Source organism: Kocuria sp. HSID16901 (genome assembly GCF_003989425.1).
Classification (GTDB): domain Bacteria; phylum Actinomycetota; class Actinomycetes; order Actinomycetales; family Micrococcaceae; genus Rothia; species Rothia massiliensis.
Window position 1 is genome coordinate 566,336 of record NZ_RBLM01000002.1, and the last position, 15,548, is coordinate 581,883.

The following is a 15,548-nucleotide window of genomic DNA, read 5'->3' on the forward strand; positions in this document are numbered from 1 at the left end:
TCTCTCCGCGATGCGTGCGTACAACGCCGCGTCATGACTATCGTGGGAGCATCCTCAAGAAAGACAGGTGAGTCGTGTCGAAAAAATCATCCAAGCATTCATCCGGGGCACCTACGGCCGCCGTCACTGCCCTCATCGAGTCGGGCTATGAGTACACTCTTCACCCATTTGAACACGAGGACACCCAGAATTTCGGGGCCGAAGCCGCCGCTGCACTCGGACATTCCGCCGATCGAGTCTTCAAGACACTCATGATCACTCACGACGACGACTACGCCCTGGCGGTGGTTCCCGTGTCGGGTTCGCTGGCTGTCAAAAAGGCCGCGGCCGCGCTGGGTTGGAAGTCTGCCTCGTTGGCTCCCCCGGCCGTTGCCGAAAAGCGTAGCGGCTACGTGCTCGGAGGCATGTCACCGTTGGGCCAGAAGAATCCCGTGCGTGTGGTGGTGGATGCGAGCGCCCGGGAACACCCCACGGTTTTCGTCTCGGGCGGGAAACGAGGTCTGGATGTGGAGCTGGCTCCGGATGACCTGGTCGCCGCGACCCGTGGAGACTTCGCAGATATCGCCGCGCAGTGAACCCGGCCGGGTCGAGATGCCGGGCGGCTGCGGCCGTCCGGACCGATCAGTAGTCCGCCTGGCGCTCGGCGACGTCCAACGGAGACTCGCCCTCTGGCAACTCCGTGGGGGCGCTCTCGTGAAAGAGATGTTCCGGCAGCCACTCGACCACGGCCTGCTTCCATCGCTCGGGGTCCACGTTCCATTCCTTGGTGTGCCGGGCCTTATGAAACGGGACGAGTTCCACGAGGCTATTTCGGGACGCCAGGTCCACGGAGGTATTGACGGGCACGAATTCGTCGTCCACCGAGTGCAAGATCAGGGTTGGGGTCAGGAGTTCATCGCTGCGGGAGAGCCAGTCCAAGTCAGAGAGAAGGATGGGCGCACCTAATCCGGTCATCATTGCGGCGCGAGGTTCGGCGAGGAGGTCGGAGACCAGCTGGCCCAGCCTCAACGGCAAACGCTGCATCCGCGAGTGGTACCGGATGAGTTCGAACCAGTCCACCACGGGACCGTCCAGCACCAAGGCCTTAATCAGGTGCTGGTATTGGGATTTATCGGTGGCTTGCAAAGCGATGGCGCCGCCCATGGACCATCCAAAGAGCACGACGTCGTGAGCCCCGTGATCAAGGGCGTAGCGGATCGCGATCTCGATGTCCTCCCACTCCGTGAATCCCAGGCCGTATCGGCCGTCTTCTGAGGGCGGCGCATCCCGATCGTTTCGATATGCGACATGGATACTGGTCATGCCCAGTTCTTGCACCGTGTCGAGTGACCGGAGGGTCTCTTGGCGCGCAGCCCCACGGCCATGCACCATCACGGCCCACGTCCGGCAGGACGAGTCCTGGGGCGCCGGAACCACCCATGCGGGAGCATCCCCGACAGGCAACTCAAGGGTCACGTCGTCGTAGTCATATCCCGCATCGCCGGGGTTTTCGTAGATAGCGCCGGACCAGCGTCCCCTCTTGGCCTCGCGAAGGTCGCCTTCGTGGACTTCGACGACCCGCCGTGTCACGGTCTCGAGCCTCGGAGAGTAAGCCACGACGTCGCCCACGACGGCGTAACCCCGCCCACCATCGAAAAAAAGCATGTACCGACCGCTGACCAGAGTTTCGTCGTTGGCGGGCAACGTCACCGTGGTGGGAATATCTGATTCGCTGGGTTCGGGGGTCTCGTAGCCGACGCCGAGAATTCTCAGAGCCTCATTGCCTTGTTTAGGAGGGGTCACGATGGTCCGCGCGTAGAATCCGGCGATCGTCGCCACCGCGCCCACCGCGAGGCCGGTAATTGAAGCCCCTGCCACGACGCCGGTACGGAGACCGGAAACCCAGGGACGTCGCACTTCGGGAGTCATGCCAGGGATGTGACTCATCACGGAGGCGGATCGCCCTCTCCTACCGATCGCCGACTCCAATAAGCCCACCAGGTACCGCCCTTTCTCGACCGTGTCTTTTACCATCATCCTTGCTTGTCAATCGGTAGACAACCAGGTCATTTGGGGTGCGTCGCGAGTAGGGTTTGAGTCATGAGCACATTGCTAGTGGTAACCGAAGTGACTCTCGGCCAAACGGAGATCGAGAACATCAACATCGTGGCCCCGCAGGAAGAGGGTGACGATGTCCGTGTCGTGGTCCCCGCCGCGCTGCCGAAACATCTGTGGCTGGAATTTTTGGACCAACTGGCGCTGTTGGACTTTGAGGAAGCAGTTCACGTGGTGTCCCACGCGGAAAAGGGACCGGCGACGCTGGAGTCCGACGCTCGAGCAATCCTGGAGGATTCTTTGGCCGTTCTCAGCGATGCCGGTTTCACGGCGCGTGGCCGGGTTGCGTTGGGCGACCCCGTGGCCGCGATGCGCGAAGAGGTGGAAACCGGCGCCCAACAGGTGCTGATCATCACCGAGCCCCATCCGGTCGAGGACACGCTGAACATTCATTGGTCCAACCAAGCGGAAAGGACCCTAGGGGTGCCGGTATTGCACCTGTACTGGGGAACGGGACACGTCGATGACTGAGAAGAACCCTTTCGAAAACTCTGCGCTGAACGCTAGCGGCTCGGCACAACGGAGCGAGGTGGAATGGCAGCAGATCCTCACTCCCGAAGAATTTGCGGTATTGCGCCAGGCCGGCACGGAACGGCCCTTTACCGGGGAATATTGGGACGAAGACTCCCCAGGCACGTATTCCTGCCGCGCCTGCGGGACCGATCTCTTCGAGGCCGATACAAAGTTTGATGCCCAGTGCGGCTGGCCGTCATTTTTTGCACCGTTGGCCGAGGAACGAGTCCGATACATCGAGGACACTTCCATGGGCATGGAACGCATCGAGGTGCAGTGTGCCGCGTGCCATTCTCATTTGGGGCACGTGTTTCAGGGCGAAGGATTCGGCACACCCACGGACCTTCGGTACTGCATGAACTCCGTATCCCTGAAGTTCACGCCGTCGGGATCCTGAGTCGCGCGTAACTTTGGGGGCCTGTTGACCCTAACCGGCGTGCCTGCCGGGTGCGTCCGCTCGCTAGTCGTAGCCTGGCAACGTGACGACGCCACAGGATGATTTCCAGACGCCAAGCCAATTTCAGGAGGCCTTGGAATCACTGCGTCGCGCCCGATTTCAGCCTGAACTTTCGCTGTCACCGATTGATGCGCCCCAACATCTGGCGCCATACGGCGTCGGTTTGGGGGCCGGGGTGGCGGATCCCGATGCCCCAGATCAGGATCTCGCTCTGGGACGGTTCATTCTTCTGTTCGATCCTCGAGCACCGGAGACCTGGGGCGGGGAATTTCGCGTGGTCAGCTACATCCGCGCAGCGATTGAACCCGATGTCGCGGCAGAACAGTTGCTCTCCTCGGTCGCCTGGGACTGGCTCGTGGAATCCCTCGAGTCCAAAGGCGCTCTCCACAAGCAGGCTGGTGGCACGGCAACGCGCGCCTTTTCTCAAGGCTTCGGAGTCCTTGAGGACAGCGGCGAACGCAATGAGATCGAGCTGAGGGCATCATGGACCCCTACCGGTCCGGACATGCGCCGACATCTCGAAGCCTGGGCCGACATGGTCTGCACCTACGCTGGCTTGCCCCCGCTCCCGGAAGATGTGGCCCGTTTCCCGGTGAGCGGTATCTAGCCGTTGACTTCCTCGAGATGCTGAGCCCCACGACGCGGATTCCCCGTGAACTAGACTAGACGTGCACAAATGACAAGGCAGGACAGCCGAGGGATGGCACTCCCCCTCGAGGCAGGACGAAGGATGGATACCCGGCCCGTGACAGCGTCATGACCAAGGAATCGACCCCCATCGGCGGCCAAAACCAGGCTTACGGAGAGGGGTTCAGCGCCGACGAGCTCGAGAAACTGAGCATCGATCCCGAAGACCTCGGACTGAGCCCTGATCTGGTCATTCCCCCATCCGTTCCGCTCAACGAGCCGTCCGGTGGCGTACCGTCGGTCATCGACACCTATCCCGAGCTTGAGGAAGCGGCCGAGCTCTTGACGAAGCACTCGGGACCGGTCGCGATCGACACGGAACGTGCCTCCGGTATTCGCTATGGTCAGAGGCCCTTTCTCGTCCAGATTAAACGCGGGGACTCCCCCATCGTGCTGATCGACCCCGAGGCCTTCGAGGACTTGACGGTGATTAACAGGGCTTTGTCGGGTGCCGAGTGGATCATTCACGCCAGCTCACAAGACCTTCCGAGTCTGCGCATGGTCAGGATGCATCCTTCCCGGCTCTTCGACACCGAATTGGCCGGACGCATCGCCGGGCTGCCCCGCGTCGGTCTCGGTGCGATGACTGAGGAGCTCCTGGGCTATGCCTTGGCCAAAGAACATTCGGCGGCCGACTGGTCGCAGCGTCCGCTCCCGACGCCGTGGCTCAACTACGCCGCGCTGGACGTTGAACTCCTCGTGGACCTGCGTGACGCCGTCGTCGAACTCTTGCGGCAACAAGGCAAGCTCGACTGGGCCCTCGAGGAATTCGAAGCGATCTGCGACGCACCCGATCCCGAGCCCAAATCCGACCCCTGGCGCAAGACCAAGGGCATTCGCCAAGTTCGCTCGCCTCGCCAGCTCACCGCCCTCAGAAACCTGTGGAACGAACGGGATCTTTTGGCCCGACACAAGGATGTCGCTCCGAAGCGGCTCCTGCCCGATTCGGCCTTGATCGCGGCCGCGAAGGCCATGCCCTCATCCGTCCCACAATTGCAACGCATCCCCGGTTTCCACGCCAAGCTCATCAAGAGGGAGTCTGTGCGGTGGGTACGAGCCATTCAGGAAGCGGCTCGCGAGGAAAACCTCGTCCCATACAGCATTCCTAGCTCGTCTCCCCCTCCCATCAAGGCATGGGAATCCAAGCGACCCGATTCGGCGGAGTCTCTCAAAATCGCCAAGGAGACCATGTCCGAGCTGGCGGAGCAATACTCCATGCCGTCCGAAAATCTGCTCACCCCGGAGCACCTGCGGCGTCTGTGTTGGGAACATCCGTATCCTTCCGAGGAGACGGCGATCGAGGCCCTGCGCGGATATGGTGCGCGGAATTGGCAGATCGATCTCGTCGCCCACCCCCTGGCCCGCGACCTCGCCGAGGATGCCTGACGACGGAACGACTCTTCGATACCGCGAGTACCGGGTAGATTCGTGACGGGCGTTACAGTACCGTGGTGCTGAAACACCCCGTCGAGAGGATCCCCATGACCGTGTCACATCCCGATTACACGCCGCTGACAGACCGTTGCCCCGACGAGGTGGTCACGCACGTCTCTCGCGACGTCGTCACCGGGCCTCAGGGACGCAAGATCGCGGTACTGACCTTGCACAACGACTCCGAGAAGCGCCCCGAGACCCTGGGACCCCGCTCGATGCAAGAATTGCTCAATGCCATAGACGAGGTCCACCAGTTGGCGGAAGATGGTTCCGTAGACGGCGTCATGATCGAGGGAACGGCCCCAACTTTCGCCGCCGGCGTCGACCTCACCCTGGTGAGCACCCTAGCGGCAGACCCGGAAACTCCCATTACCGCGGTCGGGGCGATGGGACACGACTTTGTGGAATCTATTCGTTCCCTGCCGGTTCCCACGTGCGCCCGAGTCAATGGCACCGCGCTCGGCGGTGGACTCGAACTCGCGCTGGCCGCCGACTACCGGATCGGTCATCCCGGAACCAAAAACATTGGTCTTCCCGAAATCCGTCTCGGTCTGATACCGGGATGGACGGGTGTCTTCGCCTTGCCGCGCCTCATTGGCCCGGAAAATTCCGTGCGCGTCATCTTCCACAACCCACTCAACAACGGCAAGTCCCTGACCTCGCAACAGGCTCACGAGATCGGAATCCTCGATGAACTGACCGAGGCTCCCGTCACCGACGACGAAGCGCGAAACCAGGCCCTGGCATGGTTCGAGGGCGTGGTTCGGGGCGAGGTCGTCGTCGACCGCCCACACGAGACGGATCAAGAAGAGCCTTTGTGGGCCGCGGATAGCGACGAGGGAGGCTCGTTGCGCGAACGATTCGAGGAATCGGTGCGGGCCACAGAAGAGATCGTGCAGCGGAAGACCTCCGGTGCCAGCGACGCCGCTCGAGTTGCCCTCGAGGTCTTTACCAACGGTCCGCTCGAGTCTCGTAAGCAGTCGCGGGAACGCCAAATCTCCGTCCTCGACGAGCTCGCCCGCGGCGACCAATTTTCTTCGTCCGTTTATTCCATGTTGGAACTCGTGCAGCATCGCGCCAAACACCCCTCGATGGTTCCTCCGGAGGTCGAGCCTGCGCACATTGCCAAGGTGGGCGTCGTCGGCGCGGGGTTGATGGCCTCGCAACTCGCGCTGTTGTTCCTGACTCGGCTCCAGGTTCCGGTGATCATCAGCGACGTCGACCAGGCTCGCGTTGACCGAGGATTGGACACGATTTCCGGCGAACTTCAGAAGAACGTGTCCAAGGGACGATTGGCCGAAGAACAGGCCGCACACCTTCGGACATTGGTCAGCGGCACCACAGACACGGCAGATTTCGCCGATTGTGACTTTGTGATCGAAGCGGTTTTCGAGGAAACCCAGGTCAAACGGGATGTATTCGCGAACCTCGAGAAGTCCGTGCGCACGGACTGCATCCTCGCGACCAACACCTCCTCGCTCCTGGTCAGCGAGATGATCGAAGACCTCGATCACCCCGAACGCGTGATCGGTTTCCACTTCTTCAATCCGGTCGCCGTCCTCCCCCTCGTGGAGATTGTGCGGACGGACTCGACCACCGACGCCGCCATCGCGACGGCCTTCTCTCTCGCCAAACGGCTCGGCAAGATCGCCGTCGGTGCCCGGGATTCTTCCGGATTCATCGTCAATCGGGTGCTCGGCGTCGTCCTCTCCGAAGCCGGCCTGGCCCTTGATCGGGGCGCCTCCCCGGAGAGCATTACCGAGGCATACCGGCCATTGGGACTTCCCATGGATACCTTCACCTTGATTGACCTCGTGGGGCTCCCCATCGCGGTGCACCTGTTGGAATCCCTCGAGCGTTACCAGGGCGATCGATTCCACGTGTCCGAGAAATTCCGGACGCTCAATGAGCACGCGATCTCGCCACTGTCCGACCAGAAGGGCGGCCTGAGCACCGAAGCCCGCGAACTCGTGGGCGCGGCCAACGACGATACGGTGACCCAGGAGACGCTCCGGACCTCGGTGGAAGACGCCTTGGCTTCGGAAATCTCTCGTATGCTGGATGAAGGTGTGGTCCCGGACCGCCAAGACATCGATCTGGCCATGATTCTGGGCACCGGATGGCCGTTCTTCAACGGAGGAATCACCCGGTACCTGGACCGCGTCGGCGCCTTCGAGCGTATCGACTAACGGGAACGTCGAAGGGCCCACCGATGCCGTGCATGGCGCACGTAAACGGTGGGCCCTTCGGTGTCATGGTCATCGGCTGCGGGATCGTGCCGGCCGGTCCACAGAATGCGGCATCGATACCGCGATGCAGGCGCATCACAAGACAATCCACGGAGGACACGTTGTCAGAGCAGCAGCCCACTCACCATCCGCACGACATCACGGAGGCGGCCGACACGGCCGGAACCGACGGATCGGTACGTGGTGGGACCCCGCGACGTTCCGCTCTTGCCGGAGCGGGTGCCCTGGCCGGAACCGCAGCCGTCCTTTCGGCATGTGGCTCCAGCTCCGATTCGGACCAGAGCAGTGGCAAAGCGAGCATCGATCCCCAGAAACCCGTGGATCTCACGTCGACCGCCGATGTCCCCGTGGGCAGCGGCATCAAAGCATCGGCCGACGGCGTGACGGCGATCGTTTCCCAACCCAAGCCCGGCGAGTTCAAAGCCTTCAGCTCGTCCTGCACGCACCAAGGCTGCTCAGTTAACGTCCAGAAGGACACCATCACGTGTCCATGCCACAGCTCGGTCTTTTCGCTGAGCGATGGATCCGTCCAGGCCGGTCCGGCACCTGAGGCCCTTCCGGAGTACACCGTCGCGGTCAACGGCGACCGCGTCACCATCAGCTAGCCAGCCAGCGCCTCGCGCGGCCCTGAGCCCGCGGAGAAACCACACCCTCAATAACGACGCCGGGCGGGGAAGTCATTCAACTCCCCCGCCCGGCGTCGTGCTATCCGGCTGGCTCTTAGGCCTCGCGGACCAGGTTCCTCAGCACGTACTGCAAGATGCCCCCGTTACGGAAGTACTCCCGCTCACCTGGGGTATCGATGCGAACGTCGGCGTCGAACTCGGTGGTCTTGCCGTCTTCCGAGGTCGCCGTCACGTGAACCGTCTTCGGAGTCTTGCCCTCGTTGATTTCGGTCACGCCCGTGATCGAGAACGTCTCTGTTCCGTCCAAGCCGAGGGATGAGTGCGACTCACCCTGCGGGAACTGGAGCGGAAGAACGCCCATGCCGATCAGGTTGGAACGGTGGATGCGCTCGAAGGACTCGGCGATGACAGCCTTGACGCCCAGCAGGCGCGTGCCCTTCGCTGCCCAGTCACGGGACGAACCCGTGCCGTACTCTTTGCCGCCCAAGACGACCAGCGGAGTACCCTCAGCGGCGTAGTTCTGTGCGGCGTCGTACACCGCGGCCTGCTCGCCGCCCTTCGTGAAGTCGCGGGTGAAACCGCCCTCGACGCCGTCCAACAACTCGTTCTTGATGCGGATGTTCGCGAACGTACCGCGAATCATGACCTCGTGGTTACCACGGCGAGAACCGTAGGAGTTGAAGTCCTTGCGCTCCACGCCGTTCTCGGTCAGGTACCGACCCGCGGGGGTATCGGACTTGAACGAGCCGGCCGGCGAGATGTGGTCGGTCGTGACCGAATCGCCCAGCTTCAGGAGCACGCGTGCGCCCTGGACATCCTCCACGGGATCCGGGTTCATCGTCATGCCCTCGAAGTACGGTGGCTTGCGCACGTACGTCGACTTCTCGTCCCACTCGAACGTGTCACCCGTGGGGGTGTTCAGGTTCTGCCAGCGCTCGTCACCGTCGAAGATCGTTCCGTACTCGGTGCTGTACTGGTCCGTGGAGACCGAATCGTCGATGATGGACTGGACCTCGGTCGGATCCGGCCAGATGTCTCGGAGGAAGACGTCGTGACCGTCCGCATCCTGACCCAAAGCGTCGTTCTCGAAGTCGAAGTCCATGGACCCGGCCAACGAGTAGGCGATGACCAACGGCGGCGAAGCCAAGTAGTTCATCTTGACGTCGGGGTTGATGCGTCCCTCGAAGTTACGGTTACCCGAAAGCACCGAGGTGACCGACAGATCGTTATCGCTCACGGCCTGCGAAACCTCGTCCTCGAGCGGGCCCGAGTTACCGATGCAGGTGGTGCAGCCGTAGCCGACAATGTAGAACCCGACCTTTTCGAGCTCCGGCAACAAGCCAGCCTTCTCGTAGTAGTCGGTGACGACCTTCGAGCCCGGTGCGATCGATGTCTTGACCCACGGCTTGGCCTTGAGGCCCTTCGCCGCGGCGTTACGAGCGAGCACGCCGGCCGCCATCATGACGGACGGGTTGGAGGTGTTGGTGCACGACGTGATCGAAGCGATCGCGACGGCGCCGTGATCCAGCTCGAACTCGCGTCCATCCGGCATATCGACGTCGATCGGATTCGACTGGCGGCCACTGGCGGACGCGGCGGCAGAAACGCGGCGCGGACGCTGCTCTTCCTGCTCCTTATTCGAAGCCGTGGCGGCCGGAGCATCGGATGCCGGGAAGGACTCGTCGCCCGCCTCGGACTGCTTGCCGTTCACGTAGTTGTTCAGATCCGCACGGAACTGCTGCTTCGCATTGGTCAGCTCGATGCGATCCTGGGGACGCTTCGGGCCAGCGATCGAGGGAACCACCGTCGAGAGATCAAGCTCGAGGTATTCGGAGTACTCGACCTCGTTGCTCGGGTCGTGCCACAGACCCTGTTCCTTGGTGTACTTCTCGACCAAGGCGACCTGATCCTCGCTACGGCCGGTCAGGCGCAGGTAGTCCAGGGTCACGTCGTCGATCGGGAAGATCGCGGCGGTCGAACCGAATTCGGGGCTCATGTTACCGATCGTCGCGCGGTTGGCCAGCGGCACCTCACCGACACCTTCGCCGTAGAATTCGACGAACTTGCCGACCACACCCTGCTCACGGAGCATCTGGGTGATCGTGAGCACGACGTCGGTCGCGGTCGAGCCGGCGGGAATCTTGCCGGTCAGCTTGAAGCCCACAACCTTGGGAATCAGCATGGACACGGGCTGACCCAACATTGCGGCCTCGGCCTCGATGCCGCCGACGCCCCAGCCGAGAACACCCAAACCATTCACCATGGTGGTGTGGGAGTCGGTGCCGACGAGGGTGTCCGGGTACGCACGGAGGACGCCGTTCACCTCACGAGACATGACGGTCCGGGCCAGATACTCGATGTTGACCTGGTGAACGATGCCCATTCCCGGGGGGACGACCTTGAAGTCCTCAAAGGCGGTCTGTCCCCACCGGAGGAACTGGTAGCGCTCGCCGTTGCGCTCGTATTCGATGTCCATGTTGCGCTCGATCGCGTCCTTATTTCCAAAGGAATCGATCTGCACCGAGTGGTCGATCACGAGCTCGGCGGGAGCGAGCGGGTTGATCTTGCCAGGGTCGCCGCCCAGGTCCTTCACGGCCTCGCGCATGGTGGCCAGGTCGACCACGCAGGGAACGCCGGTGAAGTCCTGCATGATCACGCGAGCCGGCGTGAACTGAATCTCGGTGTCCGGTTCGGACGTGGGATCCCAGTTCGCCAGGGCTCGAATGTGCTCGTCGGTGATATTCGCGCCATCTTCGGTGCGAAGCAGGTTTTCGAGCAACACCTTCAGGCTAAACGGCAGCTTCTCCGCGCCCTCGACCTTGCTGAGTCGGAAAATTTCGTAGTCGGTTCCATTGACGTTCAACGCGCCTTTGGATCCGAAGCTGTCCACAGTGCTCATTGCTTGGGACTCCTCTCGCCACTGTCATTACGGGGCGTAGTTCCGTGTCCCCAGGTGAGTCCTAGCGCAAATACGCCCTTGCAGAGCGTCGGTGATAGGTGTGATGCAAACCTTTGGAGACACAGTGACACTAAGCCTTCGCCTTGAAGTGTACCCGTAAGTGCGCGGGCGGACCCTCATGTGACGACACTTTGTGCCGAGGACGAACCACCGTCCCACCTGGAAATTTAGGCTCGTTCAAAAACGGCCAGCGTCTCCACATGGTGTGTATCGGGGTACATATCCAGCCCCGTCACCTCCGCAAGCTTCCATCCGAAGGCGGCGAGATAGCCGGTGTCTCGACCCAATGCCGCCGGGTCGCAAGACACGTACACGATGCGCCGCGGACCAATCTGCGTCAGACGCTCCAAGACTTTTCGCCCGGCGCCCTGGCGTGGCGGGTCGAGGACCACGACGTCGGGAATGGATGACGGCTCGGGCGAGTACCTCGATGCAGGCCGGTTTCGGCGCACGGGATCGGCCCCTCCGTGAGCCTCACGACTCGGCGTGCCCCATCGAGCCAGTGCCTGTTCGACGCCGGCCCGGGTGGTCACGATCTGAGTTTGAGCCGCGCGCGGGGTCCGAGCTCGACCCTCGGGACCAAAATTGAATTCAGCGTCGGCGGCAGTCACTGGCGAGCCCTCCACGGCCCACACTGTCCCAGGTCCTCCCACGCGGTCCGCGAGCGCCGCCGTCAAGAGCCCGGCCCCGGCGTACAGATCCCAAGCCGTTTCTCCTTCGGCGAGTCCGGTAGCTTGTCCCACGAGGTCGTAAAGTCGTTCGGGCGCTGCGCGGTGATTCTGCCAAAATCCGCCGGCTCCCACTCTGAAACGCAATGACGAGCCGTCGGGGAGGCTGAGTTCCTCGACGACGTCCCCGCTCCCCCGAACCACGACCGGAGCGGGCTTTTCGCCCCGGGAACGTCCGGAGCGTGGGGCCGGGAGAATCACGGCCCCGACCGCCTCGTCGGTGGGCAGGCACATTCCGAGTTCCACGTCGATGTCGTCGGCGATCTCCTCCGGCACGACGCCGTCCACGGCCGTAAGGACCACCAAGGGTGGGTTGCCGCATGCGGGAGCCGCCACATCGATGCGCTGGATGCTCCGCCATTCCCCCTCGTAGAGGCGCAAGGCATTGATTCCGGCGATCGCGAAGGGCAAGTCCTCGACCGGGATGATGTCCGAGCCGTGATATGGATGCATACCTAAGCGGCCCGAATCATCGACGGCCCAATGAACCCTCGTGCGCCATCCCTCGTCGGAGGGCGCGTCCAAGGGCTGAACCGTAAGGTCGGTCAAGAGGCCGTCGGCCGGATCCATTCCGCCCAATCGTTCCAGCTGCTCTCGGATCACTCCTGCCTTGTATTGGCGCTGCGCCTCAGGGCGGATGTGTGCGTAGTCGACGCCTCCGACGGGCGTTTCGGTTCGCTCTGGATCGGCGGGGGCCCAGTCGTAAGATCGCCGATCCGGTGAGGGATTCAGGATCTCGACGGCCCGAGCATTGGCGAAACGGCCGCCTTTGCCCAGTGACTCGACACGGGCCCGGACGCGCTCACCGGGAAGTCCATCTCGGACGAAGCACACGAGGGATTCGTGTCGACCGACGGCGGCACCCCCGTGCGCCATTCGGTCCAGATCTACTTCGATCTCGCTGCCTTCTTCGATCACGCCAGCATCTCCTCGTCTTCGTGTCCGAGCCGCCACGGCACCACGGCCGTTACCACTCCAGGTTCGCGGCGTAGTGCCTTGGCAATTTTGTGTCCCGATCTATGGTGCAGGAATTTATCCCACCAGTGCTCCAGAACGTATTCGGGAACGTACACGATCACGACGTCGCGGGGCGAGGCCTGTCGCACTCCACGGACGTGTTCGACCACCGGCAGAACGGGGTCGCGATATGGCGATGCAAGGATCGTCAGCGGCACCGGTACTTCGTAGCGATCCCAGAGCTGACGGGTTTTCCGAGTCCCGGCTTCATCTACGTTGAGCACCAAGGCCTCGATGGTCGAGGGTCGGGTCGCCCGAGCGTAAGCCAGGGCCCGTAGCGCGGGCTTTCGCAACCGCGGTACCACGACGATCGCGTGGACCCGTGAAGGTAGAGCCTTGAGCGGATTCCTTTGTGTCACGGCGAGCTCCCGTTCGATCGCGGAATAGTGCTTTTTGATGATCCACGCGGTCATCGTCACGACGCCGACGACGAGGACCGTGACCCACGCACCCTGCGTGAGTTTGGTCAGCAAGACCACGACGGTCGCCAGGACCGTGGCGATCAAGCCGATCGCGGTGATGATTTGGTCGCGCAGGAGGCGGCGTCGAGGCTGAGCATCCAGGACCACACGGATCTCGCGACGACGCCGCAAGAACACGGCGGTCTGCGTGAGGGACATCGAGAAGAGGACCCCCACCACATACAGCTGAATCAGCGCGTTGACATCCGCTCCAAAGGCGAGGGTTACGACCGCCGCCGAGCCCCCCAACACGAGCACGCCGTTGGCGTAGAGCGACCGGTTGCTCCGCGCACGGAAGTGCACCGGCAGGTAGCCCTTTTCGGCCATTGTTGATGCCAAGATCGGGAATCCCGCGTATGCGGCGGCCGGTGCCATCAGCAAGAACAGCACCGTGCTGATCACCAAGGCGTAAAACATGACCCCGTGGCCGCCGACTGCCTCTCCTACCTGCGCCAAGATCGGCATCTGCTGAAAGTCTTCGGAGCGGCCCTGGCCGTTCAGGACGAGTTGAGTGGAATCCATAGTGACCACGGCACCACTGGCACGCGCCAGGTAGAGCACGACGACCAGGACGACCGCGGTAGCCACCCCAGTGATGGTCAAGCTTCGTGCCGCATTCTGAGCTTTGGGTGGCCTAAAGAAGCGCACCGAGTTGCTGACGGACTCCACACCCGTCAAGGTCACCGCGCCTGAGGAAAACGAACGGGCCACTAAGAGGAACAATCCCATACCCGTGAGGGCGTTGGATTCTGCGGTTTCCGGTCTGACATAGAAGTCGTGGCTGGGGGCCTGCCCCAACGAGCCGCTCCACGCCTCCACCAAGCCCACTCCCAGCGTTACGGTGAGGCACACGACGAAGAGGGCGGCGGGAATGAAGGCCACCCGGCCCATGAATCGAAGGCCGCGGATAAAGACGAGCGTCAGAATGATGACCAGGCACACGGCGACCAATTGTCGGTGGCCCGCCACAGCGGGGATGAGATCCATGAGATACGTTGCCGCTGAGGAAACGGAAACGGAAACGGTGAGGACGAAGTCAAACAGCAGGCTGACACCAGCGGCCGCTCCCGTCTTGGGCCCGAGGAGTTCCGTCACCACGTGATAGTCCCCGCCGGATACGGCCACGTCCCGGATGTTGTATCGGTAGGTGCCGATAACCAGCAGCAAGACGATCGCTACCCCGAGGCCAACCCACGGGGACAGTGCCAAGCCCGCAGTGCCCGCCAGGGCCAGAACCATGATGATTTCATCCGGTGCATAGGCAATCGCCGAGAATCCATCCGCACCAAAGACCGCGAGCGCGGAGCGTTTGGACAGGACCAAACTCCGAATCTGCTCGGTCTCTTTCGGTGCGCCAAAAAGAGCGCGCCGCAAGCGAGTGGGAAGTGTTTGCACAATGCCATACGCTACCGCACCACCGGATGTCGTTTCCGTGGGTGCATTACGCTGGTCCTGAGCCCACCGCCGCGTCCGAATCCATCGTTCGACCGCGGCCCACGACAATGTCAGGAGACCATCCACCGTGCCCCACTTCGTGATCATGGGCGCCGGCCGCGTCGGCGTGATGCTCGCGCATTCTCTCGAGGCCGCCGGTCACACCGTGGCGATCATCGACCAGGACGAACGCGCTTTCCGCCGGCTTCGCAAGGATTTCGACGGCAAGAAGGTCAAGGGCGTGGGATTTGACCGCGAAACCTTGAAGCGCGCCGACATCGAAAGTGCCTACGCGTTTGCGGCGGTGTCGAGCGGCGACAATTCCAATATTTTGGCGTCCCGCGTGGCACGCGAAACGTTCAAGGTGGCGCACGTGGTGGCGCGCATCAACGACCCCAACCGGGCCGAGTTCTTCCAACGTTTAGGCGTCCCCACGGTGGCCGCGGTTCGTTGGAGTACAGACCAGGTGCTGCGTCGCATCCTCCCGGAGCAGTCGATGACCGGCGATTACCGCGAAGCGTCGGGCCGTCTCGTCCTGGCCGAGCTACAGCTGCATGAGGACTGGACGGGCCACCCGTTGAGCGACATCGAAGACGCCGCCGAATTGCGGATTGCCTACATCACCCGGTTTGGCGAAGGCATGTTGCCGAGCGCCGAGACGAGCTATCAGCAAGGCGACGTCGTGCACGCGATGATGCGCACCCAGGAGATGAACGCGGTCGCGAGGATTCTCTCGGCTCCCCCGGCAGGGTTGGACGACGAGCCCCTCGAACCGAAACTCCAACAGCGGTCCTGGGGAAAACCCGCCTCGACGGTCGAGAGGCTCAACGACGTCAACGGCAAGGATTCCAGCGATTCCGGCCTTGGCCGAGGCATGGGAAAGGAATAA

General features: G+C 62.6%; 12 protein-coding genes. 8 read left to right on the forward strand and 4 right to left on the reverse strand.

The window, feature by feature from the left end:
- The first annotated feature begins 74 nt into the window (after positions 1 to 74).
- Positions 75 to 575, forward strand: coding sequence for a Cys-tRNA(Pro) deacylase (gene ybaK / locus D8M21_RS04765; RefSeq protein WP_048678509.1), 501 nt, complete (start codon positions 75 to 77; stop codon positions 573 to 575).
- A 46-nt stretch (positions 576 to 621) separates the two neighbouring features.
- Here ybaK and D8M21_RS04770 read toward each other — a convergent pair whose 3' ends face one another.
- Positions 622 to 1,908, reverse strand: a complete 1,287-nt coding sequence (locus D8M21_RS04770) for an alpha/beta hydrolase family protein (protein ID WP_126855675.1) — start codon at positions 1,906 to 1,908, stop codon at positions 622 to 624.
- A 171-nt stretch (positions 1,909 to 2,079) separates the two neighbouring features.
- Here D8M21_RS04770 and D8M21_RS04775 point away from each other — a divergent pair, with 171 nt between their 5' ends.
- The 6 genes from D8M21_RS04775 (at position 2,080) to D8M21_RS04800 (ending at position 8,039) form a co-directional block, all read left to right on the forward strand.
- A complete protein-coding gene (locus tag D8M21_RS04775; protein ID WP_065424202.1) occupies positions 2,080 to 2,565 on the forward strand; it encodes a hypothetical protein in 486 nt (161 codons plus the stop codon).
- A complete protein-coding gene (gene msrB, locus D8M21_RS04780) occupies positions 2,558 to 3,004 on the forward strand; it encodes a peptide-methionine (R)-S-oxide reductase MsrB (protein WP_048678513.1) in 447 nt (148 codons plus the stop codon). Before D8M21_RS04775 ends, msrB begins: the two co-directional genes overlap by 8 nt.
- An 82-nt stretch (positions 3,005 to 3,086) precedes the next feature.
- Positions 3,087 to 3,671 (forward strand): DUF3000 domain-containing protein, encoded by a 585-nt coding sequence (locus D8M21_RS04785; RefSeq protein ID WP_048678515.1) that lies wholly within the window; start codon positions 3,087 to 3,089, stop codon positions 3,669 to 3,671.
- 149 nt (positions 3,672 to 3,820) lie between these two features.
- A complete protein-coding gene (locus D8M21_RS04790) occupies positions 3,821 to 5,137 on the forward strand; it encodes an HRDC domain-containing protein (protein WP_082156621.1) in 1,317 nt (438 codons plus the stop codon).
- 95 nt (positions 5,138 to 5,232) lie between these two features.
- On the forward strand, positions 5,233 to 7,374 hold the full coding sequence (locus D8M21_RS04795) for a 3-hydroxyacyl-CoA dehydrogenase NAD-binding domain-containing protein (protein ID WP_082156622.1): 2,142 nt from the start codon (positions 5,233 to 5,235) through the stop codon (positions 7,372 to 7,374).
- A gap of 161 nt (positions 7,375 to 7,535) precedes the next feature.
- The gene (locus tag D8M21_RS04800) at positions 7,536 to 8,039 is read left to right on the forward strand and encodes a Rieske (2Fe-2S) protein (protein ID WP_238651034.1); all 504 of its coding nucleotides are present in this window, start codon (positions 7,536 to 7,538) and stop codon (positions 8,037 to 8,039) included.
- 115 nt (positions 8,040 to 8,154) lie between these two features.
- Here the strand turns inward: D8M21_RS04800 and acnA are convergent, their stop codons facing one another.
- The 3 genes from acnA to D8M21_RS04815 form a co-directional block, all read right to left on the reverse strand.
- Positions 8,155 to 10,959, reverse strand: a complete 2,805-nt coding sequence (acnA, locus tag D8M21_RS04805) for an aconitate hydratase AcnA (RefSeq protein WP_048678517.1) — start codon at positions 10,957 to 10,959, stop codon at positions 8,155 to 8,157.
- A gap of 227 nt (positions 10,960 to 11,186) precedes the next feature.
- Positions 11,187 to 12,665, reverse strand: a complete 1,479-nt coding sequence (locus D8M21_RS04810; protein ID WP_126855676.1) for a class I SAM-dependent RNA methyltransferase — start codon at positions 12,663 to 12,665, stop codon at positions 11,187 to 11,189.
- The gene (locus D8M21_RS04815) at positions 12,662 to 14,767 is read right to left on the reverse strand and encodes an APC family permease (protein WP_082156623.1); all 2,106 of its coding nucleotides are present in this window, start codon (positions 14,765 to 14,767) and stop codon (positions 12,662 to 12,664) included. Before D8M21_RS04815 ends, D8M21_RS04810 begins: the two co-directional genes overlap by 4 nt.
- Between D8M21_RS04815 and D8M21_RS04820 the strand changes: the two genes are divergently transcribed.
- Positions 14,748 to 15,548: a potassium channel family protein gene (locus tag D8M21_RS04820; RefSeq protein WP_082156634.1), complete on the forward strand. Its 801-nt coding sequence runs from the start codon at positions 14,748 to 14,750 to the stop codon at positions 15,546 to 15,548. The two genes, D8M21_RS04815 and D8M21_RS04820, sit on opposite strands and share 20 nt — an antisense overlap.